We start from the raw sequence: 25,155 nt of genomic DNA on the forward strand, positions 1-25,155 counted from the left end.
CCGATCCGTGGGTGGTTGCGGCAGGTGTCCGGGCGCTTGTCATAAATGGTGCACATGCGGCTTTTACGATCCAGATAGAGGCAATCGTCGTTGCTCATCTGCGCCAGGGTGAAAATCCCCGACTTCTGGTTGAAGCGCTGGATAATCCCGTCCTTCTGCAAACGCTTGGCAATGTTCTTCGGCGGCTCACCCACTTCGAACTCATCCACCACGCCCATGCGGATCAGGTCTTTGATTTTCACTTCCGTCGGCAAGGTGCAGCAGGTCGAGTTGCAGCCTCCGCACATATGGCTTTGGTACTTCTGCCAGGTTTCCAGGCGGTCGACTTCGGCGGCGGCAATCAGGGTCGGTTTCATCAGGTTCAGGTTTTAGAGGTTCTAGTAGGCGCGCGATCATACCGGAGTTGGTCAAAATGTGAACAACCATTTGCCGGTTCCACCAATGCCGACCGCTGTTTTTGTACAGAAACTCCAGAACCTGCGCTTTCGCTCTGTGTCGAACGGTCTAGGCTGAGAAATCTCCATCCGCATTCGTCAACCTGATCGAGGACGTCGCATGTCTCAGGAACCACTCGCTCGTGACGCAGAGGTGGCCGCTTTTCGCACCGCTGTACTGGACAAATTGACCTACGCGGTCGGCAAGGACCCGGAGCACGCCTTCGAACATGACTGGTTTGAGGCCATTGCCCTGGCAGCCCGTGATCACATGGTCGATCACTGGATGGACCATACCCGGCAGATTTATCGCAAGAGCCAGAAGCGGGTGTACTACCTGTCCCTGGAGTTCCTCATCGGGCGTTTGCTGTACGACAGCTTGAGCAACCTGGGCCTGCTGGACATTGCCCGGGAGGCGCTGAGCGGCCTGGATGTCGACCTTGAGCGCATTCGCTTGCTGGAGCCGGATGCGGCCTTGGGTAACGGTGGCCTTGGGCGTCTGGCGGCGTGTTTCATGGAGAGCATGTCGACCTTGGGCATCGCGGCCCACGGTTATGGCATTCGCTACGAGCACGGCCTGTTCCGCCAGGCGGTGGTCGATGGCTGGCAGCAGGAGCAGACCGAGAACTGGCTGGACTTCGGCAACCCCTGGGAATTCGAGCGGGCCGAGGTGATCTATCCGATCAGTTTCGGTGGCAGCGTCGAAACCGTGCATGACGCCAATGGCCAGCAACGCCAGGTGTGGTGGCCGGCCGAAACCGTGCGGGCGGTAGCCTATGACACACCGGTCGTCGGCTGGCGTGGCGCGAGCGTCAACACCTTGCGCCTCTGGCGTGCACGAGCGCTGGAGGAGTTGCACCTGGAGCGCTTCAACGCCGGCGACCACTTGGGCGCCGTGGCCGAGGTGGCCCGCGCCGAAAGTATCTCACGCGTGCTGTACCCGGCTGACAGTACCGAGGCCGGGCAGGAACTGCGCCTGCGTCAGGAGTACTTCTTCGTCTGCGCCTCGCTGCAGGATTTGCTGCGTCGCCACCTGAACATGCACGACAGCCTGCTCAATCTGCACGAATCGGCGGCAATCCAGCTCAACGACACCCACCCCTCGATTGCCGTGGCCGAATTGATGCGTCTGCTGGTCGATCAGCACGAGGTGCCCTGGGATACCGCCTGGCAACTGACCGTCGATACCCTTGCCTACACCAATCACACCCTGCTGCCCGAGGCTCTGGAAACCTGGCCGGTCAGCCTGATGGAACGCATGCTGCCGCGGCATATGCAGATCATCTACCTGATCAACGCGTTTCACATCGACGCCCTGCGGGCCAAGGGTATCCATGATTTTGACGTGCTGCGCGCGGTGTCGCTGATCGAGGAGGACAACGGCCGGCGAGTGCGCATGGGTAATGTGGCGTTTCTCGGTTCGCACAGCGTCAACGGCGTGTCGGCGCTGCACAGCAAGTTGATGCGCAGCACGGTGTTCGCCGAACTGCACAAGCTCTACCCCGAACGGATCAACAACAAGACCAACGGCATTACCTTCCGCCGTTGGTTGTATCAGGCTAATCCGCAGCTGACAGGCATGCTGGTCGAGGCGTTGGGAGAGGATGTGCTCGACAACCCGGAAGGCCGTCTGCGCGACCTCGAGCCTTTCGCTGACAAGGCGGCGTTTCGCAAGCAATTTGCCGAGCAGCGACTGCACAGCAAGAAAGCGCTGGCCAGTCTGATTCAGGAGCGTCTGGGTATTACCGTCAACCCGCAGGCGATGTTCGATGTGCAGGTCAAACGTATCCACGAGTACAAGCGCCAGTTGCTCAACCTGCTGCACACGGTGGCCTTGTACCAGGCAATACGCGCCGAGCCCGGAACCGGCTGGGCACCACGGGTGAAGATCTTCGCTGGCAAGGCGGCGGCCAGCTATCACCAGGCCAAGCTGATCATCAAGTTGAGCAATGACATCGCCCGGGTGGTGAACAACGACCCGACGGTGCGTGGCCTGCTCAAGGTGGTGTTTTTGCCCAACTACAACGTCAGTCTGGCGGAGAGCATCATTCCGGCGGCCGACCTTTCCGAGCAGATCTCCACCGCCGGCTATGAAGCCTCCGGCACCAGCAACATGAAGTTCGGCCTTAACGGCGCGCTGACCATCGGCACCCTGGACGGTGCCAACGTCGAGATGTGCGAGCAGGTGGGGGCTGAGAACATGTTCATCTTCGGCCTGACCGCGCAGCAGGTGGAGGCGCGCAAGCGCAGTGGCGACTTTGGCGCCAATGCGGCGATCAGCGCCTCGTACCGGCTCAATGATGTGCTCCAGGCCATTCGCAGCGGCGTGTTCTCTCCGGATGATCCGGCCCGTTACGTGGGGCTGGTGGACTCGCTGGTGGCCCATGACCGCTTCCTGGTTTGCGCCGACTTCGATGCCTACTGGGATGCTCAGTTACGCGTCGAAGCGCTCTGGCACGATCCCAAGGAGTGGTGGCGCATCGCGGTGCTGAACACTGCGCGGATGGGCTGGTTCTCCTCGGACCGGACCATTCGCGAGTACGCCACGCAAATCTGGAAAGCCCTCGACTAAGCTGTGCAGGACGGCCCGGGAGCGGTGAACTCTCGGGCCGATGTGCCGTCTGATCGGGCAAGCGTATCGGATTGCTCGCTAGCGCTGCACTCTCCCTGTAAACTGCGTGGGTTTTTATTACCCCTTCCTTCGGAGCCTTACATGTCCCGCGTTACCCTGAGTCGCTATTTGATTGAGCAGACCCGCAGCAACAGTACCCCTGCCGATCTGCGCTTCCTGATCGAAGTGGTGGCGCGTGCGTGCAAGGAGATCAGCCATAACGTTTCCAAGGGCGCCCTGGGCGGTGTTCTGGGCAGCATGGGCACCGAAAACGTGCAGGGCGAAGTCCAGAAGAAACTGGACGTGATTTCCAACGACATCCTCCTCGAAGCCAACGAGTGGGGCGGTCACCTGGCCGGCATGGCGTCCGAAGAAATGGACAATGCCTACCAGATCCCGGGCAAATACCCGAAAGGTGCCTACCTGCTGGTATTCGACCCACTGGACGGTTCGTCGAACATCGACGTCAACGTGTCGGTCGGCACCATCTTCTCGGTTCTGCGTTGCCCTAACGAGTACCTGAGCCAGAACGAAAGCCTCAACGAACAGGCCTTCCTGCAGCCGGGCACCAAGCAAGTAGCAGCCGGTTATGCGATCTATGGTCCGCAGACCATGCTGATCCTGACCCTGGGTAACGGCGTCAAGGGTTTCACCCTGGACCGCGAGCTGGGCAGCTTCGTCCTGACCCACGAGAACATCCAGGTTCCGGAAACCACCGCCGAATTCGCCATCAACATGTCCAACCAGCGTCACTGGGAAGAGCCGGTAACCCGCTATGTGGGCGAGCTGCTGGCCGGTGAGACCGGTCCGCTGAACAAGAACTACAACATGCGCTGGATCGCCTCGATGGTTGCCGACGTGCATCGCATCCTGACCCGTGGCGGCCTGTTCATGTACCCGCGTGATGCCCGTGAGCCTTCCAAACCAGGCAAGCTGCGTCTGATGTACGAAGCCAACCCGATGTCCTTCATCATCGAACAGGCCGGCGGTGCTTCCACCGACGGTCGCCAGCGCATCCTCGACATCCAGCCAGAGAGCCTGCACCAGCGCGTAGCGGTGTTCCTCGGCTCCAAGCAGGAAGTCGAGCGCGTTACCGGTTATCACCAGGAGTAAGTCATGCTCGCACCTTGGCAGCCGTTACTGGAATGGTGGTTCGGCTGGGGCACCAGTCCCCAGGACGTCGCTGACGAGAAGAGCACGCTGTGGTTCGGCAAGCACCATGACGTCGAGGCGCAAGAGCGTTTCGGCGATCTGGTCGAGCAGGCCCTGGCGGGTGGTCTGGATGAGTGGCTGCAGAGCCCGCAGGGCTGGTTGGGTCTGGTCCTGTTGCTCGATCAGTTGCCGCGCATGATCCATCGCGACACACCGCGCGCCTTCGATGGCGACCGGCGTGCTCAGGTCCTGGTAATGCAGGGTCTGGACAAGGCCTGGGATTACCAGCTGCTACCGATCCAGCGGGTGTTCATCCTGCTGGTGCTGGAGCATGCTGAAGTGCTGGATTGGCAGAACACCAGTGTCGAGCGTTATCAGCTGTTGCTTGATGCGCAGCCGGACGCTGACCGGCGTCTGTTCGAAGGTTTCCTCGACTATGCCGAGCAGCACCAGCGGGTGATTGCCCGCTTTGGCCGGTTCCCGCATCGCAATCTGCTGCTGAATCGGCCGAGTACCGATGAAGAGATGGATTTCCTGCTGGAGCCTGGGTCGCGGTTTTGAGTTGAATTCGATCGCGGGGCAAGCCCGCTCCCACAGGGTACCGGTGGGAGCGGGCTTGCCCCGCGATTAGTTTCAAATCCTGAAACTGCCCACCAACTGCTTCAACCGGTTGGCCTGATTCTCCAGGTCATTGCAGGCACGCAAGGTCGCTTGCAGGTTCTCCACCCCTTCCTGATTCAGCGTATTGATCTCGGTGATGTCGACATTGATCGACTCGACCACGGCCGTCTGTTCTTCGGTTGCGGTGGCTACTGACTGGTTCATGCCATCGATCTCGCCGATCCGCTGGGTCACGCTACCGAGGCGCTCACCAGCCTGGTTGGCAATGCCGACGCTGTGCTGGCTGTGGCTCTGGCTTTCGGTCATGGTGCTGACCGCCACTTGAGCACCGGCCTGCAGTTCTTCAATGATGCGCTGGACCTGTTGCGCCGAATCCTGGGTGCGATGGGCAAGGTTGCGCACCTCATCCGCCACTACCGCGAAACCACGACCGGCTTCACCTGCGCGTGCCGCTTCAATGGCAGCGTTTAGCGCCAGCAGGTTGGTCTGCTGGGAAATGCCGCTGATCACTTCAAGGATCTGGCCAATGTTCACCGTGTTGGCATTGAGGGTTTCGATGTTGCCGCACGAGTCGCTGATTTTTGCCGACAACTGGTTCATCACCTCGATGGTCTGGTCGACCACCTGTTGACCTTCCGCCGCCAGATTGCGTGCATCACTGGAGTGTTGCGAGGCGAGGGCGGCGTTCTGGGCGATCTCCTGGGCGGCGGCGCCCAGTTGGTTGATCGCCGCAGCAACGCTGCTGGTGCGGCTCGATTGCTGGTCGGCATTGTGGATCGAGGCATTCGAGGCACTGATGACGCGCAAGGCCACTTCGTTGACCTGGCCGGTGGCCGAGGACACTTCACGGATCGATTCGTGGATGCGTTCGACAAAACGGTTGAACGACTGGCCGAGGCTGCCGAATTCGTCCTGGCCGTGGATACGCAGGCGGCGAGTGAGGTCGCCTTCACCTTCGGCGATATCGTGCATAGCCCGGCCCATGACGTGCAGCGGCTCCATCAGAACGCGGATCAGGACACCGAGCAGGGCAATGATGATCAGCACGGCAATCACCGTGGCGACAATGGCCGAGGTGCGCAGTTCGCTGAGCATGGCGAAGGCGAAGTCCTGATCGAGCACCAGGGCCACATACCAGTCAGCCGAAGGCACGCCATTGACCTTGGTGAAGGTGATGAACTGTGAGTGCCCAGCTTGCTCAGTCTCTTTTAGACCGCTGCCGATCTGTGGAGTGTTGTGCGGGTAGGCCTCGCTGAGGTTTTTCAGCACCAGCTTGGCATCGGGGTGGACCAGAATCTTGCCGTCACCGTTGACGATGAATGCCTGACCGTGGCCGTCGAAGTTCAGCGCGTTGATGATGGCGCTGATGCTGTCCAGGTCGGTGTCGGCACCGTTGACGCCGATCAGCCGGCCTTGGTGCTGAACCGGCGTGGCCAGGGTGATCACCAGTTTGTTCGCGGACACCGAAATGTACGGCTCGGTGATGATCGTCTGGCCGGCGCTGCTGGCAGCCTTGTACCAGCCGCGCACCCGCGGATCATAATCGGCAGCGCGATTGCCCAGTGGCACCGACTGCATGTAGCCATCCTGGCCGCCGAAATAGGTCAGGAGGAAGTTGCTTCTGTACACCGGCAGGTTGAGGCTACGGGTCAGGCTGTCCTTGCTGGCGCCATCGATGGCCACTTGCTGGGACAGCGACTGGAGGATCTGCATGCGGCTTTGCAGCCAGGTCTGGATGTTGCTGCTGGTCAGGTTGCCGAGCTCCTGCATGGAAGCTTCGGTATTGCTGCGCAGGGTCTGACGCTGGCGGTAATCGTTGAACAGGACAAAACAGGTAAAGGCGACAGCGACCACCAGGGCGGCGGCGAGCAGAATCTTGTGGCTGAACTTCAGGTTTTTTGTCATTGCGGGGTCTGTCTGCACACGGCGGGTCAACGGGAGGGGCGCGGCAATACGTCGCAGCGCCTACCTGTGTCGTCCGGTGAATGGAAAAGATTAACGCGCAAATCGGTCTATTCGACCAAAGGCAGGGAATTGGCGTCAGGAAAGCGCAATCGCTCGGGAACCAGAGGCGCTTTTTCCCTTCTAAGCTGTCGGTAGGCCATCGCGCCTGCACCCTCATGTCCAGGAGTGACCCCTTCATGTCGTTGCGTTCCCTCGCCCTGCTGTCCTTGTGCGTGTTTCTGACTGCGTGCAACAAGATCAACCAGGAAAACTATTCAAAGCTTCAGGCGGGTATGGCCAAGGCCGAGGTAGAAAAGCTGCTCGGTTCGCCCAAGGAGTGTTCCGGCGCACTGGGCATGTCCAGCTGCACCTGGGGTGACGAGAAGAGCTTTATCAGCGTGCAGTACGCCGCCGACAAGGTACTGATGTATTCCGGGCAGGGACTCAAATGAAATCGCTACAGCTGCTGCTGGTCCTGTGTGCTGGCCTGATCCTCGGAGGCTGTGCCAGTACGGACAGCGGACCGATCCCGCCGAAGACCGCCAACAGCGTCGATCTCAAGCGCTACCAGGGCAAATGGTTCGAACTGGCGCGCCTGCCGATGTTTTTCCAGCGCGATTGCGCCCAGTCCGAGGCCCACTACAACCTCAAGCCTGATGGCTCGGTGGGTGTGCTCAACCGCTGCCAGACCCTTGAGGGTGAATGGCAGGAAGCCAGCGGCAACGCCACGCCACAAGTGCCGGGCAAGACCGACAAGCTCTGGGTGGTGTTCGACAACTGGTTCTCGAAAGTGCTGCCTGGGGTAGCCAAGGGCGAATACTGGGTGCTGTATGTCAGCGACGACTACCAGACCGCGCTGGTTGGCAATCCGGATCGCAAATACCTGTGGATTCTTTCGCGCACGGCGACCGTTCCGGCCTGGCAGCGTGAAAGCCTGCTGGCCAAGGCACGGCAGCAAGGCTACGACACCAATCGTTTGATCTGGCGGGTGGCGGACAGGGATATTGCTGCGCACAAGCAGTGAGACTTTTTCGCGGGGCAAGCCCGCTCCCACCGATGCTGATAAGTAGCCGGTGGGAGCGGGCTTGCCCCGCGATAATTCAGCCCAGCAAAGCCCGCAGCACCCCGGCAAACGCCTGGGCGCTTTCTTCTTCCTGGGCATGCCGCCCCTGGCGCACCACCCACTGGCCATTGACCATCACATCTCGCACCTGACGATCCCCACCGGCAAACAGCCAGCGGTTGAGAATGCCGTCCTCGCTGGCAGTCGCCAGATATGGATCGTTGCCATCGAGCACCAGCCAGTCTGCTCGCTTACCTACCGCCAGCTCGCCAATCGGCTGCCCCATTGCTTGGGCTCCACCGCTCAATGCCGCGTCATACAGGGTGCGCCCAACCATCGGCTGATCGCCACGATACAGACGGTTGCGGCGTTGGTCGCGCAGGCGCTGGCCGTATTCCAGCCAGCGCAGTTCTTCGACCACGCTCAGCGACACATGGCTATCGGAACCAATCCCCAGGCGACCGCCCTGGGCGAGGTAGTCCACTGCCGGGAAGATACCGTCGCCGAGGTTGGCCTCGGTGGTCAGGCACAAGCCGGCAACTGCTCCGCTGCGGGCCATGAGCGCGACTTCGTCAGGTTCGGCATGGGTGGCATGGACCAGGCACCAGCGTTGATCGACTTCAGTGTTTTCATACAGCCATTGCAGCGGCCGACGCCCACTCCAGGCCAGGCAGTCGTCGACTTCCTTTTGCTGCTCGGCGATATGGATGTGCACCGGGCACGCTTTGTCACTGGCTGCCAGCACCTGGGCAATCTGCTCCGGGGTGACCGCGCGCAGGGAGTGGAAGCACAAGCCCAGTGCTTGCGCGGGTTGTTCGGCCAGCAGTGGTGCCAGGCGCGCTTGCAGGTTCAGGTACTGTTCGGTGCTGTTGATAAAGCGCCGTTGGCCCTCGTTAGGCTTCTGCCCGCCAAAACCCGAATGGCTGTAGAGCACCGGCAGCAAGGTCAGGCCGATACCGCTGGCGCTGGCCGCCTGGCTGATGCGCAGGGACAACTCGGCCGGGTCTGCGTAGGCCTGGCCCTGGGTGTCATGATGCACATAGTGGAATTCGGCGACCGAGGTGTACCCGGCCTTGAGCATTTCGATGTACAACTGGCGGGCGATGACCTGCAGTTGCTCGGGGCTGATCTTGCCGACCAGGCGATACATCAGTTCGCGCCAGGTCCAGAAACTGTCATTGGGATTACCAGCCACTTCGGCTAGGCCGGCCATGGCTCGCTGGAACGCATGCGAGTGCAGGTTAGGCATGCCCGGCAGCAATGGGCCGGCGAGGCGCTCGGCCGCTTCGGCCGAGCCGTTGGCCTGAACACTGGCCAGCAGGCCATCGGCACCGACCTCGATTCGGACGTTTTCGGCCCAGCCCGTAGGGAGCAAAGCGCGTTCGGCAAAGAAGACGGACATCGACGCGGCACCTCATTGTGATTATTTGTATATACATATACAGACGTTTGCCTGCTGGGTAAACTCCGGCAAGCTACCGTTCATTCAACCGAACAAGGATATTTTCCGTGCCGACACCTCCTGTCTCCGCGCTGGTTGCCCAGATGGGCGAGGGGCCGGCGCCGCTATATGCCCGGGTCAAACAAATGATCGCCCAGCAGATCCAGAATGGCAGCTGGCCGCCGCATCACCGTGTGCCCTCGGAGAGCGAACTGGTCAACGAACTGGGCTTCAGTCGCATGACCATCAACCGCGCCTTGCGTGAGCTGACCGCCGAAGGTTTGTTGGTGCGCATGCAGGGGGTCGGCACCTTTGTGGCCGAGCCCAAGACCCGTTCGGCGCTGTTCGAGGTCAATAACATTGCCGATGAAATTGCCGCACGTGGCCACCAGCACACCTGCCAGGTGATCACCCTCGCCGAGGAAGCTGCGGGCTCCGAGCGCGCCCTGGCCCTGGACATGCGCGAAGGTCAGCGGGTGTTCCACTCGCTGATCGTCCATTACGAAAACGGCATTGCCGTGCAGATCGAAGACCGCTTCGTCAACGCACAGATCGCCCCGGACTACCTCAAGCAGGACTTCACCCGGCAGACGCCTTACGCCTACCTGTCCCAGGTTGCGCCGCTGACCGAGGGCGAACACGTGGTCGAAGCGATCCTTGCCGAGCCGGAAGAGTGCCGCTTGCTACAAATCGAACAGGGCGAGCCGTGCCTGCTGATCCGCCGCCGCACATGGTCGGGTCGTCAGCCAGTGACTGCCGCTCGTCTGATTCATCCCGGTTCCCGTCACCGTCTGGAAGGACGCTTCAGCAAATGAGCCAGTTGCAGGTATTACGCGCCAAAGACTACCCCCGCATGCCGTGGAAGAACGGCGGCGGCAGCACCGAAGAGATCACCCGTGATGCCGGCGAAGGCCTGGACGGTTTCGGCTGGCGCCTGTCGATTGCCGACATTGCCGAGTCCGGTGGCTTTTCCAGCTTTGCCGGTTACCAGCGAATCATCACCGTACTCGAAGGCGATGGCATGTGCCTGCAGGTCGATGGCCAGGCTACACGCTCGTTGCTGCCTTTCGATGCCTTCGCCTTCAAGGGTGAAAGCCAGGTCAGTTGCACCTTGCTCGGTGGCTCGATTCGCGATTTCAACCTGATCTATGCCCCCGAGCGTTACCGTGCCCGCCTGCAGTGGCTGGACGGCAGCCAACGGGTGTTCAGTTCGGCCTCGACGGTGTTGCTGTTTGCCGCCGCGTCTCAGGTGGACGTCGCGCTGGCGGGGCAGGGTGAATATAAGCTCGGACGCTATGACTGCCTGCATCTGGAAGGTAATGCCAGCCTGCAGACCTTGAATGTGCAGGGCCGCTGCTGCCTGATCGAGCTGTCGGCACACTGAAGCTGTTACGCCTCGGCCGAGCACTTCGGCCGAGGCTGTTACCGATTGACCCAAGGTGGTGCAACGCCACTGGTCGGCCGCATTTCACCGCTCATCCCCTGAAAATTATTTCTACGCGCCAAAGCCAGGCATTGCGGGGCTCTGGCGCCTGCATTTACGCCTGTGCAGCGGGTGCTCTGATGAGTTGGCACTTCAATTGCCTATGCTTGTACATACAAGTAAAGATGTGTTTGTATAAGTACCCATGACACACCCAATGCCTGGGTTGCCTTGGACTGATTGCTTAGGAGCCATTTCCGTGACTGACAACAACTTCAAAAAATTCCGTGACGTCGAAATCTGCGCAGCCCGCGGCAACACGCTGACCGCCAAAAGCTGGCTGACTGAAGCACCGTTGCGCATGCTGATGAACAACCTCGACCCGGAAGTCGCCGAGAACCCGAAAGAGCTGGTGGTCTACGGTGGCATCGGCCGTGCCGCACGTAACTGGGAGTGCTACGACAAGATCGTCGAGAGCCTGACCAATCTCAACGAAGACGAAACCCTGCTGGTGCAGTCGGGCAAGCCGGTCGGCGTGTTCAAGACCCACAGCAACGCGCCACGCGTGCTGATCGCCAACTCCAACCTGGTACCGCACTGGGCCAACTGGGAACACTTCAACGAACTGGATGCCAAAGGCCTGGCCATGTACGGCCAGATGACCGCCGGCAGCTGGATCTACATCGGCAGCCAGGGCATCGTCCAGGGCACCTACGAAACCTTCGTCGAAGCCGGCCGCCAGCACTACAACGGCAGCCTCAAGGGCAAGTGGGTACTGACCGCCGGCCTCGGTGGCATGGGCGGCGCCCAGCCACTGGCCGCGACCCTGGCCGGCGCCTGCTCGCTGAACATCGAATGCCAGCAGAGCCGCATCGACTTCCGCCTGAGCAGCCGTTATGTCGACGAGCAAGCCAAGGACCTCGATGACGCCCTGGCGCGTATCGCCAAGTACACCGCCGAAGGCAAGGCCATCTCCATCGCCCTGCTGGGTAACGCCGCCGAGATCCTGCCTGAGCTGGTCAAGCGTGGCGTGCGCCCGGACATGGTCACCGACCAGACCAGCGCCCACGACCCGCTCAACGGTTACCTGCCAGCCGGCTGGACCTGGGAACAGTACCGCGACCGTGCGCAGACCGAACCGGCTGCGGTGGTCAAGGCCGCCAAGCAATCCATGGCCGTGCATGTCCAGGCCATGCTCGACTTCCAGAAGCAGGGCGTACCGACCTTCGACTACGGCAACAACATCCGCCAGATGGCCAAGGAAGAAGGCGTGAGCAATGCCTTTGATTTCCCCGGCTTCGTCCCGGCCTACATCCGTCCGCTGTTCTGCCGCGGTATCGGTCCGTTCCGCTGGGCGGCGCTGTCGGGTAATGCCGAAGACATCTACAAGACCGACGCCAAGGTCAAAGAGCTGATCCCGGACGATGCCCACCTGCACAACTGGCTGGACATGGCCCGCGAGCGCATCAGCTTCCAGGGCCTGCCAGCCCGTATCTGCTGGGTCGGCCTGGGCCTGCGCGCCAAGCTCGGCCTGGCGTTCAACGAAATGGTCCGCAGCGGCGAGCTGTCGGCGCCGATCGTCATCGGTCGCGACCACCTGGACTCGGGTTCGGTGTCCAGCCCTAACCGCGAAACCGAGTCGATGCAGGATGGCTCCGACGCCGTCTCCGACTGGCCACTGCTCAACGCCCTGCTCAACACCGCCAGTGGCGCGACCTGGGTCTCGCTGCACCACGGTGGTGGTGTCGGCATGGGCTTCTCACAGCACTCGGGCATGGTCATCGTCTGCGACGGTACCGACGAGGCGGCTGAGCGTATCGCTCGCGTCCTGCACAACGACCCGGCTACCGGGGTCATGCGTCACGCCGATGCCGGTTACCAGATCGCCATCGACTGCGCCAAGGAACAAGGCTTGAACCTGCCGATGATCACAGGCTGATCTGCGGTAAATGGTTGATACTGATATCTATGCAGGCGAATACGCCTCACGAGTACGGAGCATTAACGTGACTGAATTGACCCTGAAGCCCGGCACCCTGACCTTGGCTCAGCTGCGTGCGATTTTCCAACAGCCAGTGAAACTCAAGCTGGACGCCAGCGCTGACCAGCAGATCGATGCCAGCGTCGCCTGTGTCGAGCAGATCCTGGCCGAAGACCGCACGGCCTACGGCATCAACACCGGTTTTGGCCTGCTGGCTTCGACCCGCATCGCCAGCCACGACCTGGAAAACCTGCAGCGCTCGTTGGTGCTGTCGCACGCCGCCGGCGTTGGCCAGCCAATCGACGATGCCCTGGTACGGTTGATCATGGTGCTCAAGGTCAACAGCCTGAGCCGTGGTTTCTCCGGCATTCGCCGCAAGGTGATCGACGCGCTGATCGCGCTGATCAACGCCGAGGTTTATCCGCACATTCCGCTGAAAGGTTCGGTGGGCGCTTCCGGCGACCTGGCACCGCTGGCGCATATGTCGCTGGTGCTGCTCGGCGAAGGCAAGGCGCGCCACAACGGCCAATGGCTGTCGGCCACCGAAGCCCTGGCGGTTGCCGGCCTCGAGCCGCTGACCCTGGCGGCCAAGGAAGGTCTGGCCCTGCTCAACGGCACCCAGGCTTCCACGGCCTATGCCTTGCGCGGCTTGTTCGAAGGTGAAGACCTGTTCGCCGCCGCCACCTCGATTGGCGCGCTGACGGTTGAAGCGGTTCTGGGCTCGCGCTCGCCGTTCGATGCACGTATCCACGAAGCCCGTGGTCAGCGTGGGCAGATTGACTCTGCTGCTTGCTACCGTGACCTGCTGGGCGATGGCAGCGAGGTTTCCGCCTCGCACCAGAACTGCGGCAAGGTTCAGGACCCGTACTCGCTGCGCTGCCAGCCACAAGTCATGGGCGCCTGCCTGACCCAGTTGCGTCAGGCTGCCGAAGTACTGGTCATCGAAGCCAACGCCGTCTCCGACAACCCGCTGGTATTCGCCAAGGAAGGGGACGTGATCTCCGGTGGCAACTTCCACGCCGAGCCGGTGGCCATGGCCGCTGACAACATGGCCCTGGCCATTGCTGAAATCGGCTCGCTGAGCGAGCGCCGCATCTCGCTGATGATGGACAAGCACATGTCCCAGCTGCCGCCGTTCCTGGTGGCCAATGGTGGGGTCAACTCGGGTTTCATGATCGCTCAGGTGACCGCTGCCGCGCTGGCCAGCGAGAACAAGGCGCTGGCCCATCCGCACAGCGTCGACAGCCTGCCGACTTCGGCCAACCAGGAAGACCACGTGTCGATGGCCCCGGCTGCTGGCAAGCGTCTGTGGGAAATGGCCGAGAACACCCGTGGCGTCATCGCCGTCGAGTGGCTGGCTGCAGCGCAGGGCCTGGACCTGCGCGAAGGCCTGAAAACCTCGCCGAAACTGGAGCAAGCCCGCCAGATCCTGCGCACCAAGGTCGCGTTCTACGAGAAAGACCGCTTCTTCGCCCCGGACATCGAGGCGGCCATCGCCCTGTTGGCTGAAGGGCGCCTGACTGGCCTGTTGCCGGCCAAGGTCCTGCCTAGCCTGTAATGTCCTGGGGCTGCTTCCCAGCCCTTCGCGGGGCAAGTCGGGTCGCCGCACCGCGATGGCTGACGAAAAAGCCCAATCATTCTCACGACCAGAACAAAAATAAGGACGTGACATGCAAGAAGCTCAAGGCCTCAAGCGCGGGCTGACCGCGCGGCATATTCGATTTATGGCCCTCGGTTCAGCAATCGGTACCGGGTTGTTCTATGGCTCTGCCGCGGCGATCCAGATGGCTGGCCCCGCCGTGCTGCTGGCCTACCTGATTGGCGGCGCCGCAGTGTTCATGGTTATGCGCGCCCTCGGCGAGATGGCCGTGCACAATCCGGTCTCCGGTTCATTCGGCAGCTATGCCACCACCTACCTGGGGCCGATGTCGGGTTTCATCCTGGGTTGGACCTACGCCTTTGAAATGATCATCGTCTGTATTGCCGACGTGACCGCATTCGGCATTTATATGGGCTTCTGGTTTCCCGAGGTTGCCCGTTGGATCTGGGTGCTGGGCATCGTTTTCCTCATTGGCGGCCTGAACCTGTGTAACGTCAAAGTCTTCGGCGAGATGGAGTTCTGGCTGTCGCTGCTTAAAGTCAGTGCCATTGTCGCGATGATCCTGGCCGGCTTCGGCATCATGATTTTTGGCCTGAACAACGCCAGTGCCGACAACGCGGTGGGTATCAGTAACCTGTTCGAGCATGGCGGTTTCATGCCCAATGGCATTGGTGGTCTGATCGCTTCCTTCGCCGTGGTGATGTTTGCCTTTGGTGGCATCGAAATCATCGGCATCACCGCCGGTGAAGCCAAGGACCCGCAGCGCGTGCTGCCCAAGGCAATCAACGCCGTGCCGATGCGCATCCTGCTGTTCTATGTGCTCACCCTGTTCGTGCTGATGTGCCTGTACCCGTGGCCGCAGATCGGCAGCCAGGGCAGTCCGTTCGTACAGATCTTCAGCAACCTGGGGATTGGTTCGGCGGCGACTGTGCTGAATATCGTGGTGATCTCGGCGGCCGTGTCGGCGATCAACAGCGATATCTTCGGTGCCGGCCGCATGATGTATGGTCTGGCCCAGCAAGGGCACGCGCCCAAGGGCTTCGCGAAGATCTCCCGTCACGGTGTGCCGTGGATGACCGTGTTGGTCATGGGCGCGGCGTTGCTCGGCGGCGTGGTGCTCAACTACCTGATCCCGGAAAACGTGTTCCTGCTGATTGCCTCGATCGCCACTTTCGCGACCGTCTGGGTCTGGCTGATGATCCTGGTGACCCAGGTTGCCATGCGTCGCAGCATGAGCCGTGAAGAAGTGGCTGAACTGAAGTTCCCGGTACCGTTCTGGCCTTACGGCCCGGCCGCGGCGATTGCCTTCATGCTGTTTGTGTTCGGTGTGCTCGGTTACTTCCCGGATACCCAGGCAGCCTTGCTGGTCGGCGTGGTCTGGGTACTGTTCCTGGTCGCCTCCTACCTGCTGTGGTGCAAGCCACGGGCAGCCAAGGGCAAGGCGCCGGTGGCCCAGGATGCGTCCTAACTACAACGCTTGAAACGGAGACATTGGATGAAAACCCTCTGGCAGCACTGCCATGTGGCGAGCATGGCCCAAGGCACTTACTCGATCATCGAGGATGCGGCGATCGTTACCAGCGCCGGCCACATCGAGTGGATCGGCCCACGCCAGTCATTGCCGGCCCTGACCGCTGACAGAAGCGTGGACCTGGGCGGTGCCTGGGTCACTCCGGGGTTGATCGACTGTCACACCCACGCGGTGTTTGGTGGTAATCGCAGCGGCGAGTTCGAGCAGCGCCTGCAAGGGGTGAGCTATGCCGAGATCGCCGCGCAAGGTGGTGGCATTGCCAGCACCGTGCGGGCGACCCGGGCTGCCAGCGAAGATGAATTGTTCGTCAGTGCCCGCCAGCGGGTCCAGGCGTTGATGCGCGATGGTGTCACCACCCTGGAGATAAAGTCCGGCTACGGCCTGGATCTGGCCAGCGAGCGCAAGCTGCTCAAGGTCATCCGCCGCCTGGGCGAGGAGTTGCCGCTGACCGTGCGCAGCACCTGCCTGGCGGCACATGCCTTGCCGCCGGAGTACAAGGACCGGGCTGACGATTACATCAGCCATATCTGCGACGAGATGCTTCCGGCCCTGGCGGCCGAAGGTCTGGTCGATGCGGTGGATGCCTTCTGCGAGTACCTGGCCTTTTCCCCGGCCCAGGTCGAGCGGGTGTTCATCAAGGCACGTGAGTTGAAGCTGCCGGTGAAACTGCATGCCGAGCAACTGTCATCCTTGGCGGGTTCCAGCCTGGCGGCGCGCTACCAGGCACTGTCGGCTGATCATCTGGAGTTCATGACCGAGGACGATGCGGTTGCCATGGCGGCGGCCGGAACCGTGGCCGTGCTGTTACCCGGGGCGTTCTACTTCTTGCGTGAGACCCAGTTGCCGCCAATGGACGCGTTGCGCAAGCACGGGGTGAAGATTGCCATCGCCAGTGACCTCAACCCCGGCACCTCGCCGGCGCTTTCGCTGCGCCTGATGTTGAACATGGCCTGTACCCTGTTCCGCATGACCCCGGAAGAAGCCTTGGCCGGTGTCACCACCCATGCCGCAACAGCCTTGGGGCTGGGTGACAGCCATGGCTCGCTGGAAGTGGGCAAGGTAGCGGACTTCGTTGCCTGGCAGATCGAGCGTCCGGCGGATCTGTGTTATTGGCTAGGCGGTGACTTGCCCAAGCGGGTAGTACGCCTGGGCCGTGAAATTTTCAATTGAAGGAAGGCTAATGGACAAGGTACTGAGTTTTCACCAGGGCAGTCTGCCGCTGCTGATCAGCATGCCTCACGCCGGCTTGCGCCTGACGCCGGTGGTCAAGGCCGGGCTGGTGACGCAGGCGCAAAGCTTGCCCGATACCGACTGGCATATCCCGCAGCTGTACGACTTTGCCCGTGAACTGGGTGCCAGCGTGGTAGCGGCCGAGTACTCGCGCTTTGTCATCGACCTGAACCGCCCGGATGACGACAAACCCCTGTACGCCGGCGCTACCACCGGTCTGTACCCGGCCACCCTGTTCGAGGGCGAGCCACTGTTTCAGGCGGGCAAAGAGCCGTCGGCAGAAGAGCGTGCGGAATACCTGGAAGGCATCTGGCGCCCCTACCACGACACTCTCCGTCGTGAGCTGGAGCGCCTGCGTGAGCAGTTTGGTTATGCACTGCTCTGGGATGCTCATTCGATTCGTTCGCACATCCCGCACCTGTTTGAAGGCAAGTTGCCGGACTTCAACCTTGGTACCTTCAATGGCGCCAGTTGCGACCCTGAGCTGGCCGAGCGCCTGCAGGGTGTCTGCGCCGGGTTTGCTCAGTACAGCCACGTGCTCAATGGCCGCTTCAAGGGCGGGCATATCACCCGTCACTATGGCGACCCGGCCAACAATATCCATGCTGTGCAGCTGGAGCTGGCGCAGAGTACCTACATGGAGGAGGTTGAGCCGTTTGAGTATCGCGAAGACCGCGCGCAACCGACACAAGTAGTTCTGCGACAGCTATTGGAGGCGCTGTTGGCGTGGGGCAAGCAGCGGTATGGCAAATAAAAGCCTTGGGCCTGTCCGCTTGGCCAGGCCCAAGGCAAGGTTCAGCTAGGTGGAACCTGTGATCAGTTGTCTCGGGAATAATCGTTTGTCAGCGCGCGGAGCAGTTCCATCTCCTGTTGATCCTTGTTCTTGTGCAGGCGTTCCTGCAAGGCCAGTTCTTCCTCCAGTGTGACGTCGAGTGCGGCCGCAGCAAGTACCCGGGCGCCAAAATCCTGTTCAATTTCGGCGAAGCGATCGCTGTGTTCGGCGCGCAAACGGCGGGTCCAGTCTTCGTTGGCCAGCAAGTAGTTGATGAACGCGTCACTGCTTTCGCGTTCTCGGATCGTATTCAGCACGCGAGTCAGCTCATCGGGTCGCAGCTGGGCGGCACTACGGAAGCGCATGCTGTCAGCTATCGGCAGATCCAGCTCTTTGGCGAGCGAACGGCGGTAGGCGAGGCGAACCGAGACGAGATCTCCAGGGTCGCTGCGTTGGTGGGCCAACAGGTCCAGTTGCCCGGTTCGATACAGTTGTCGCAGGCGTCGATGCAGAGACTTCAAGGTATCGCCAGCGTCGGTCAGCACCCGCTTTCCCATCAGGTACAGTTCTATATTGTTGAATTCCTGGAGCGCGCCATCGTGGCAAGTCTGCGAGCCGGTGAGTGGGTCGGGTACCCCCGCCGCAGCGATGGCGTTCATGGTTGGCCGCTCTGCGTCGTTGCTTGCGGCAGTGATCAGTACCATGCGAACGCGCTCGCTGAACGAGGCTTGCGAGGTCGGGTCGAGATAGGGGCCGGCGTTGCGCAAGCGGCCGACAAGATGAAACAGGTTGCTGCCATCCTCCAGTGTTTGAATGCGCTCCCAGCTATCTCTGAGCGCCTCGTTTTGTGCTTCGGTGCCCAGCATCCAGTCTTCGAGCCTGGGGGTATCGTCGCCACTGTAAGGAATTGGGAAATGTGGATGGCCCAGGAGCGAGCCTTCATCCGAGGAGTCGACCAGCATCAGGTTGTCAGGCAGGTCGAGGGCGAAGGAGTAGCTGTGCTGGCTATCCGAGAACGTGCGAACGCGTTGCACTGTTTCAACTGAAAGCGGGTTGTCGAACAGTGATATTGAAGAGATTGGCATCGGATTATTGATGTTGTGCAGGATATGGTCAGGCAATTGCGTGATGTTGTTTGAGCTCAAGTCCAGAAACTCCAGCGGCAGCAAACGGTCGCACCAGCTTGGCCAACCTTGCAGGTTCATGTTGGTCAGGGCCAGCGTTGTCAAATTCAAGGACAGGTTTTCGGGTACCTGGGAAATGACACCTAATCGGTTGCCTGATAGGTCGAGTGACGTGAGCTGCTGCAACTCGCCGAGGATATCGAGCGTGGCCTGATCGATTTCAAGGTCCATGTTGCGCAACTCAAGATCGGTCAGCCGGGGTAAGCGCGCCAGGACTGATGGTAACGACGGCATTGGCGCCACGTGCGCGTCAATGGTCAACCGGGTGATGTTGGGGAAGCGTCTGAGCAGCTCGTCAAGCTGCGAGGTAGATCCCCTCAGGCGTGTCAACGTCAAGGCGTTCACGCGCTCACCGAAGAAGGCCGGGAGCCGTCTGGGGAAATTTTCCAGTGCGACATCTTCGAGTCGCAGCCAGAGGTGTGGCAGGCCTCGCTCCTGACGATTCCAGAACTCGGTTAGCGCGGATTCGATGCGCTGCCGGTCCGCCAGAATCTCCTGGGTCAGTGGCGCGCTCGAACTCGAGGCATGCGCCCAGCCATCAATGGCGTCGCGCATCTGTTGGCGTTCACGGCGGATTTGCTCGAGCTGCTCGGTGAGCGCTGGTGACTGATCCACATTGAATCGTGTAGTTGAGCGTCTCTCGTTCAGCAGCAGACGCTGCAGCTGGGTTTCATTGAAGGCGTTACCTTCCAGCGAGAGAATAAACTGGTTGGGGAGCGTGTCGGGCTCACTGAGCAAGAACGATGGCAGTGTTCTGAGGTTGTTGTTACGCAGCGATAACCGCGTGATTCGACCGAGGGCCTCGCTGCCAAGGCCAATGGGCCATTGACTCAGTTGCATATGATCGAGGCCCAGGTAGTCCAGGCTCAGCTCGTGGAAACCGGGACTGTGGTGCTGCGCGAATCGATTGCCGCTCAGGTCCAGGTGCCTGAGCTGGCGCAGCCCGGCGAGCAGGTTCAGGTCGCTGGATGAAAGCGGGATGTTCTGGTTGGTGAAGGCCAGTGTATGTAAAGCAGGCAAGTGCTGGGTGATTGTCGGGATGCTGAAAATAGAAGAGGAGGGGGTTGCCCTGGGGTCATAGGCTCGGCTGATTTCCAGCGTCTCGAGCTGCGGCATCTGTCTGAACAGGCGTTGCAGCAGTCGTTCATGCTGCGCCCAGCCGGCCAGGGTGCCAGGTGCTAGATCCAGCAACCGGAGCGTGCGCACACGGGAGGTGAAGGACGCGGGCAAGGTCAACGGAATATCGGCCAGCGGTACCCGCTCCAGGTTCAGCTCCGCCGTGTGTTCGGCATGTTCGACCAGTGCGGTGTCGTACCAGTGCTGCATGATTGCATTGCGCAGATTGTCGTGGTCTCGTGCTGCCTGGTCGTCGGAAGGCGAAAAAGCTTCGTTCCAGTCGTCCAGCCTGCTTTGCAGCTCATTGCGCTGTTCGAGCAGTTCTTGCAGTCGCTCAAGAACTTGCAGCCGGGTACGACCTGGGTTGGCAAGGATCATCATGATCTGGTCCACCGACCTTGGGGTGTGCTCAGTCAGCCCGGTTGCGGCAACGGCGTCGAGTAAGGCCTGGCGCGTGATGCCCTGCTCAGCAGGCATACCGCCACTCAGCGGATAACCCAGGCGACCGTCGGCCAGACGCATGGGTGAACGGTAGCCGGGACGTACGGGTTGCATGCCCAGCACCTGGCGCAACGAGGAGCGGGGCAACAGCGGGCTTTCCTGCACCAGGCGCCGCAGTTCGTCTGCATTCACGCAACCCAGTTGAGCCATGACCTCAGGCAGTGCCTCATACAGTGCTGCATAAAGATTTGAATGTGCAGTGACCGCTGCGTCTGCCTGGAGCTCGTCGTGGACGATGTATCCGACCTCGGCGCTGGTGATGGTCTTATAGGGCTGCGCGTTCAGTATGCCAATGCTGGCACGCTGGCTTGGCCAGCGCCTGTTCTGGAGGAGTTCGAGCTTGGTCTGCGTCGGCCAGTCTGGCAGCTGTTCGAGTGTGTGCAGGGTCAGTCGGTCGGTATCCCAACTTCGCACACCCGTCAGGTACAACCCTTCATAGGCACGGTTAAGACGGATTTGCTGCTGGTAGACGCGGATTTCCTCAGCGAGGCGTAAAGGCACCTTGCCTGCACTGAGTGTTTGCCGTTCGTGCAGGCTGGCGTTGTCTATCAGCTCATCAGTGACGGCGGCTGGCAACGTCGGGTACACCCGCTGGATAACCTTGGCTCCGGGTGCTTGGCTTGCGGGCAGACGCGCGTAGGCGCGTTCGAACTCGGCTGGCTGGCCGTCGGCGTCGGGCAGCTGGCGAACGATCCGGTCCAGCTTGAAGCGCGCCATGCTGTCCTGGAGCATGGCCGGTAACCGCTGGCTCTCGGTCAGTGCGCGTCGCAGTATGTCCTCGTGGGTGTCGCTGACGCGTAATGCCTGCAGGGCTTCTTCATCAGTCAGCGGTGCGCCCATTCGTTGCAGCAGGGTGTTGAGTGGCCATTGCAGCGGTTGCTCGAAAGGCAGTAGCCAGGCGCCTGCGCCGTTGTGACGCAAGACGGGTTCATGCGCCAGGGTTCTGCTCGGATGTTCGAGGTGATACTCACCGGTCGAGGGGGCTTGCTTGACGACGTACTGGTTGTCCTGCAAAAGCAGCCAGCGCTTGCCTTGATGGTGGCGCAGGCCGACTTCATCCGGCTCCAGTTCTTCGGGCAGTACCTGGGCATGGCGATAAGGCACCAGGTCGGGCTTCCACAGGCGAGTCTCGCCGTTGGGCAATTCGACGTCCTCCAGCTCTTCGATGAAGGAGGGGGCTTCGACAGGCATGGGTTTTTCTGCGGGCGGTTCCTTTATGACCTCGACACCGTCCTTTATTGCAGAGGCTGCGGCGGCAAACGCAGCCATGATCGCTACGTTCTCGACCACATCGACGAGATAGCCGTAGGCTTGGTCTTTTTCGTCGTTTTCCCAGCTTTCGATGCCCTCATAGACCTCATGTGCCAATTGCACAACGTAAACGGCAAGCATTGCTTCGCCCAGGCCCGGTACAAAAAAGCCGGCAATGTTGAGTGCGGTCAGCACCCGCCCGGCGATCAATTCCCGATGGGCTTTGGCCGTGCGCAGGTCGACGACGTAGGTCGGGACAGCGTGGAAAACCACGTCTCTTTCATGGCGCTCGACTTTCTGAAACGCCATGACACTCAGGAACGAGTACCGGAAAGGACGCATGACCGGATTCAGCGTGGCGTGTGGGTCCGGGTTGCGTTCTTGTAGGCCGCGGATGCTCCATTCGATAGGTGTAAGGCGGTTCTTGAGCCGGGTGCTCACCGAGCCTTTGTCGCGGTCAGCGATATAGGTTTCCAGATAGCTGATATCTGCCAGTAGCCTGTTACGTAAGTCGGCTTTCAACGCGTCTACCGATACAAACTCTTTGATCGGCGTTGTGCTGTCGTCAGGGGTGTAGAGCGCCACGCTGTTTTGCCCGGCGATCTTGCAGGTGATGAGCGCGATGCCGGCCAACTCCACTTCCCAGAGCGTGACCAGGCTGAAGGTAATGTTGGACGCTGCAGGCGCGGGCAGTTCAGTTTCAAGTGGTGTGGCGAGCGCGGCGGTGTACAGCACCTCGCTTATGTCGCCCTTAAGGAACGCGAAGTGTAGCGACTGTCTGAATGCGGATGCCTCAGCACGGCCCAGGGTCTGGTACACCGTCAAAGCGTTTTCATCGGCGCTCTGTCCAGGCTCCGCAGCCGGGTAGTAAATGGTATGAAGCATGTCGTGATACTTGCCGCCGATGTCCAGGGTGCGGCACAAATCGGCGAAATCTTCGGCATGGATGTCCAGCGCATTGGTGATCGGAACGGTGCCCATGAAACGCCGGTGATCGAGGATGACGGACTTGTGCAGCAGGCCGTCTGCCGCATCCATCCCGTTGTTGACGGCAGCCGTGGCGTCGAAATTGTTCATGGCACAGCGCAGCAGTGAGCGCGTTGCCCGGTCGATGGCCTGGCGGGCGTCGATGGAGCTTGCCGTGTCGATAAGCCGTGCGTCCAGCAGAAAGGTGTTGTCCACGTCGACGGTGAGTCCAAAGCGCTGCTCGATGGCGTTGCTCAGTACCTTTCTGGCGAACGCCGTGAGGTCTGGAATATGTTCGAACAGTTTCCTGACCTGTGCCTGGTTTTCACGATGTCGGGCATGCTCGTCGCTCCATGCCTTGGCTACAGTGGGTTGTTCCTGAATCGCTGCTGTCAGCCAGGCAGGCGCTTGCTTCCAGTTGCGCAAAGACTGGTGCGTTTCTGCCGGTGCAGCTTTCAGCCATTCGGGGATCTTTCCCTCGATTGTGGTGTAGTGAACACTTGGCGGGGTGCGTGTTTCGGTCTGGTTTGGCATGTCGTAGCCCATTGCGTAGTTCGTGGGCTACGGACTATGGACGGCCGACTTTCGCATGATGTGGTAGATATATCAGGCGCGATTCATGGGCTACCGCTAGACGCGAACGCTTGGTCGGCTTCGACAGTGGCGTCAGAAACATGCTCAAAGCGCAATTCAGGTTTATGATGCCCAACGGCAGAATAATTCCCACACGGAGTGCGTAATGCAGACCTTGTACCCGCAGATCAAACCCTACGCCCGGCACGATCTGGCCGTGGAAGCACCGCATGTGCTGTATGTCGACGAGAGCGGTTCGCCGGAAGGTCTGCCGGTGGTGTTCATCCATGGTGGACCCGGAGCAGGCTGCGATGCGCAAAGCCGCTGCTACTTCGACCCCAACCTGTACCGCATCATTACCTTCGATCAGCGCGGCTGCGGCCGCTCGACCCCGCATGCCAGCCTGGAAAACAACACCACCTGGCACCTGGTCGAAGACCTGGAGCGCATCCGCAAGCACCTGGGGATCGACAAATGGCTGCTGTTCGGCGGTTCCTGGGGCTCGACCCTGGCCCTGGCCTACGCCCAGACTCACCCTGAACGCGTTCATGGCCTGATCCTGCGCGGAATCTTCCTGTGCCGTCCGCAAGAGATCGAGTGGTTCTACCAGGCGGGCGCCAGCCGGCTGTTCCCGGATTATTGGCAGGACTACATCGCGCCGATCCCGGCCGAAGAGCGCGGTGACCTGGTCAAGGCGTTCCACAAACGCCTGACTGGCAACGACCAGATTGCCCAGATGCATGCAGCCAAAGCCTGGTCCACCTGGGAAGGGCGCACCGCTACCCTGCGGCCGAACCCGCTGGTGGTCGATCGCTTCTCCGAGCCGCAGCGCGCGCTGTCGATTGCTCGTATCGAATGCCACTACTTCACCAATAATGCCTTCCTCGAGCCGGACCAACTGATCCGCGACATGCCCAAGATCGCCCACCTGCCGGCAGTGATCGTGCATGGTCGCTACGATGTGATCTGCCCACTGGATAACGCCTGGGAGCTGCACCAGGCCTGGCCGAACAGTGAGTTGAAGGTGATTCGCGACGCCGGCCATGCTGCTTCAGAGCCGGGTATCACCGATGCGCTGGTGCGTGCCGCCGACCAGATGGCCCGGCGCTTGCTCGACCTGCCGCTGGAAGAAGCATGAAGGGCTTGCTGCAACGCGTGCGTGGCGCGCGGGTAGATGTCGAGGGCAAAACAGTCGGTGCCATCGATCAGGGCCTGCTGGTGCTGGTCGCGGTAGAGCCCGGTGACACCCGGGCTCACGCCGACAAACTGCTGCACAAGCTGCTCAACTACCGGGTGTTCAGCGATCCCCAGGGCAAGATGAACCTGTCGCTCAAGGACATTGGCGGCGGTTTGTTGCTGGTCTCGCAGTTCACCCTGGCCGCGGATACCCAGAATGGCCTGCGCCCGAGCTTTTCCACGGCGGCACCACCGGCCCTCGGCGCCGAGCTTTTCGACTATTTACTGGCTCAGGCCCAGGCACTGCATGCCACGGTGGCCAGTGGTCAGTTCGGGGCTGACATGCAGGTGCATCTGGTCAATGATGGCCCCGTAACATTTATGTTACAAATCTGATGGCAAAAAACCCCTGTTTGCAGGAAAACAAGGGGTTTTGTAGCATAAATAGTTGGTTTGCCCTGATGCGTTGTAACGCGCCCTGCTGGATAATCGCGCGCTATGTGGGCCTGCGTTCGCAGGTTCGTTTCACTCTGACTTGAGACTGTCCGGAACCGTTTGGGGAATCATTGCGCCCTTTCGGAGTCC

The 25,155-nt window shown here is 60.9% G+C and carries 18 protein-coding genes and 1 pseudogene; 14 read left to right on the forward strand and 5 right to left on the reverse strand.

Annotated features, from left to right (window positions below; translation table 11 throughout):
* Nucleotides 1-356: YkgJ family cysteine cluster protein (locus ACO6VD_RS26905; RefSeq protein WP_422422867.1), on the reverse strand; the 356-nt coding region annotated here is incomplete at its 3' end.
* Between the two features lie 199 nt (nt 357-555).
* Between ACO6VD_RS26905 and ACO6VD_RS26910 the strand changes: the two genes are divergently transcribed.
* From ACO6VD_RS26910 to ACO6VD_RS26920, 3 genes are all read left to right on the forward strand, one after another.
* Entirely contained in the window at nt 556-3,006 is a 2,451-nt protein-coding gene (locus ACO6VD_RS26910) for a glycogen/starch/alpha-glucan phosphorylase (RefSeq protein ID WP_422417921.1), read from the forward strand.
* Nucleotides 3,007-3,147: 141 nt separating this feature from the next.
* The gene (locus ACO6VD_RS26915; RefSeq protein WP_045181833.1) at nt 3,148-4,158 is read left to right on the forward strand and encodes a class 1 fructose-bisphosphatase; all 1,011 of its coding nucleotides are present in this window, start codon (nt 3,148-3,150) and stop codon (nt 4,156-4,158) included.
* A 3-nt stretch (nt 4,159-4,161) separates the two neighbouring features.
* Nucleotides 4,162-4,758 (forward strand): DUF924 family protein, encoded by a 597-nt coding sequence (locus ACO6VD_RS26920; protein ID WP_422417919.1) that lies wholly within the window; start codon nt 4,162-4,164, stop codon nt 4,756-4,758.
* 72 nt (nt 4,759-4,830) lie between these two features.
* Here ACO6VD_RS26920 and ACO6VD_RS26925 read toward each other — a convergent pair whose 3' ends face one another.
* Nucleotides 4,831-5,661, reverse strand: a complete 831-nt coding sequence (locus tag ACO6VD_RS26925) for a methyl-accepting chemotaxis protein (protein WP_400172324.1) — start codon at nt 5,659-5,661, stop codon at nt 4,831-4,833.
* Between the two features lie 24 nt (nt 5,662-5,685).
* Nucleotides 5,686-6,723: pseudogene (locus ACO6VD_RS26930) on the reverse strand (HAMP domain-containing protein); the annotation flags it as partial.
* A 236-nt stretch (nt 6,724-6,959) separates the two neighbouring features.
* Here ACO6VD_RS26930 and bamE point away from each other — a divergent pair.
* The gene (gene bamE, locus ACO6VD_RS26935; protein ID WP_400172299.1) at nt 6,960-7,214 is read left to right on the forward strand and encodes an outer membrane protein assembly factor BamE domain-containing protein; all 255 of its coding nucleotides are present in this window, start codon (nt 6,960-6,962) and stop codon (nt 7,212-7,214) included.
* Nucleotides 7,211-7,786, forward strand: a complete 576-nt coding sequence (locus ACO6VD_RS26940) for a lipocalin family protein (protein WP_422417916.1) — start codon at nt 7,211-7,213, stop codon at nt 7,784-7,786. Before bamE ends, ACO6VD_RS26940 begins: the two co-directional genes overlap by 4 nt.
* Before the next feature lie 76 nt (nt 7,787-7,862).
* On the opposite strand, the gene ACO6VD_RS26945 is transcribed toward ACO6VD_RS26940, so the two are convergent.
* Nucleotides 7,863-9,227 (reverse strand): formimidoylglutamate deiminase, encoded by a 1,365-nt coding sequence (locus ACO6VD_RS26945; RefSeq protein WP_422422868.1) that lies wholly within the window; start codon nt 9,225-9,227, stop codon nt 7,863-7,865.
* 143 nt (nt 9,228-9,370) lie between these two features.
* Between ACO6VD_RS26945 and hutC the strand changes: the two genes are divergently transcribed.
* The 7 genes from hutC to hutG all read left to right on the forward strand — a co-directional run bounded on the left by hutC (nt 9,371) and on the right by hutG (nt 17,785).
* Nucleotides 9,371-10,081, forward strand: a complete 711-nt coding sequence (gene hutC / locus ACO6VD_RS26950; protein ID WP_400172323.1) for a histidine utilization repressor — start codon at nt 9,371-9,373, stop codon at nt 10,079-10,081.
* Nucleotides 10,078-10,650 carry a HutD family protein gene (locus tag ACO6VD_RS26955; RefSeq protein ID WP_422422869.1) on the forward strand — a complete coding sequence of 191 codons (573 nt, stop codon included), beginning with the start codon at nt 10,078-10,080 and terminating at the stop codon, nt 10,648-10,650. The genes hutC and ACO6VD_RS26955 overlap by 4 nt, the downstream gene beginning before the upstream one ends.
* Before the next feature lie 298 nt (nt 10,651-10,948).
* Nucleotides 10,949-12,628 carry a urocanate hydratase gene (gene hutU, locus ACO6VD_RS26960; RefSeq protein ID WP_422422870.1) on the forward strand — a complete coding sequence of 560 codons (1,680 nt, stop codon included), beginning with the start codon at nt 10,949-10,951 and terminating at the stop codon, nt 12,626-12,628.
* Nucleotides 12,629-12,695: 67 nt separating this feature from the next.
* Nucleotides 12,696-14,228, forward strand: coding sequence for a histidine ammonia-lyase (gene hutH / locus ACO6VD_RS26965; RefSeq protein WP_422422871.1), 1,533 nt, complete (start codon nt 12,696-12,698; stop codon nt 14,226-14,228).
* A 112-nt stretch (nt 14,229-14,340) separates the two neighbouring features.
* Nucleotides 14,341-15,738, forward strand: coding sequence for an amino acid permease (locus ACO6VD_RS26970; protein ID WP_422422872.1), 1,398 nt, complete (start codon nt 14,341-14,343; stop codon nt 15,736-15,738).
* Nucleotides 15,739-15,765: 27 nt separating this feature from the next.
* The gene (gene hutI, locus ACO6VD_RS26975) at nt 15,766-16,971 is read left to right on the forward strand and encodes an imidazolonepropionase (RefSeq protein WP_422422873.1); all 1,206 of its coding nucleotides are present in this window, start codon (nt 15,766-15,768) and stop codon (nt 16,969-16,971) included.
* 10 nt (nt 16,972-16,981) lie between these two features.
* Nucleotides 16,982-17,785, forward strand: a complete 804-nt coding sequence (gene hutG, locus ACO6VD_RS26980; protein ID WP_422422874.1) for an N-formylglutamate deformylase — start codon at nt 16,982-16,984, stop codon at nt 17,783-17,785.
* Nucleotides 17,786-17,847: 62 nt separating this feature from the next.
* Here hutG and ACO6VD_RS26985 read toward each other — a convergent pair whose 3' ends face one another.
* Nucleotides 17,848-23,367, reverse strand: a complete 5,520-nt coding sequence (locus ACO6VD_RS26985) for a dermonecrotic toxin domain-containing protein (protein WP_422422875.1) — start codon at nt 23,365-23,367, stop codon at nt 17,848-17,850.
* A 193-nt stretch (nt 23,368-23,560) separates the two neighbouring features.
* Between ACO6VD_RS26985 and pip the strand changes: the two genes are divergently transcribed.
* Together pip and dtd are read left to right on the forward strand one after the other, a co-directional pair.
* Entirely contained in the window at nt 23,561-24,532 is a 972-nt protein-coding gene (pip, locus tag ACO6VD_RS26990) for a prolyl aminopeptidase (protein WP_400173965.1), read from the forward strand.
* Entirely contained in the window at nt 24,529-24,966 is a 438-nt protein-coding gene (gene dtd, locus ACO6VD_RS26995) for a D-aminoacyl-tRNA deacylase (RefSeq protein WP_422422876.1), read from the forward strand. The genes pip and dtd overlap by 4 nt, the downstream gene beginning before the upstream one ends.
* Nucleotides 24,967-25,155 lie beyond the last annotated feature (189 nt).

This window comes from Pseudomonas sp. GZD-222 (genome assembly GCF_049310525.1).
In the GTDB taxonomy this organism is placed as follows: Bacteria; Pseudomonadota; Gammaproteobacteria; order Pseudomonadales; family Pseudomonadaceae; genus Aquipseudomonas.

Coding starts and splice junctions, on each gene's coding strand:
- ACO6VD_RS26910 (WP_422417921.1), top strand. CDS start 556: ATGTCTCAGGAACCACTCGCTCGTGACGCAGAGGTGGCCGCTTTTCGC.
- ACO6VD_RS26915 (WP_045181833.1), top strand. CDS start 3,148: ATGTCCCGCGTTACCCTGAGTCGCTATTTGATTGAGCAGACCCGCAGC.
- ACO6VD_RS26920 (WP_422417919.1), top strand. CDS start 4,162: ATGCTCGCACCTTGGCAGCCGTTACTGGAATGGTGGTTCGGCTGGGGC.
- bamE (WP_400172299.1), top strand. CDS start 6,960: ATGTCGTTGCGTTCCCTCGCCCTGCTGTCCTTGTGCGTGTTTCTGACT.
- ACO6VD_RS26940 (WP_422417916.1), top strand. CDS start 7,211: ATGAAATCGCTACAGCTGCTGCTGGTCCTGTGTGCTGGCCTGATCCTC.
- ACO6VD_RS26945 (WP_422422868.1), bottom strand. CDS start 9,227: ATGTCCGTCTTCTTTGCCGAACGCGCTTTGCTCCCTACGGGCTGGGCC.
- hutC (WP_400172323.1), top strand. CDS start 9,371: ATGGGCGAGGGGCCGGCGCCGCTATATGCCCGGGTCAAACAAATGATC.
- ACO6VD_RS26955 (WP_422422869.1), top strand. CDS start 10,078: ATGAGCCAGTTGCAGGTATTACGCGCCAAAGACTACCCCCGCATGCCG.
- ACO6VD_RS26970 (WP_422422872.1), top strand. CDS start 14,341: ATGCAAGAAGCTCAAGGCCTCAAGCGCGGGCTGACCGCGCGGCATATT.
- hutI (WP_422422873.1), top strand. CDS start 15,766: ATGAAAACCCTCTGGCAGCACTGCCATGTGGCGAGCATGGCCCAAGGC.
- hutG (WP_422422874.1), top strand. CDS start 16,982: ATGGACAAGGTACTGAGTTTTCACCAGGGCAGTCTGCCGCTGCTGATC.
- ACO6VD_RS26985 (WP_422422875.1), bottom strand. CDS start 23,367: ATGGGCTACGACATGCCAAACCAGACCGAAACACGCACCCCGCCAAGT.
- pip (WP_400173965.1), top strand. CDS start 23,561: ATGCAGACCTTGTACCCGCAGATCAAACCCTACGCCCGGCACGATCTG.
- dtd (WP_422422876.1), top strand. CDS start 24,529: ATGAAGGGCTTGCTGCAACGCGTGCGTGGCGCGCGGGTAGATGTCGAG.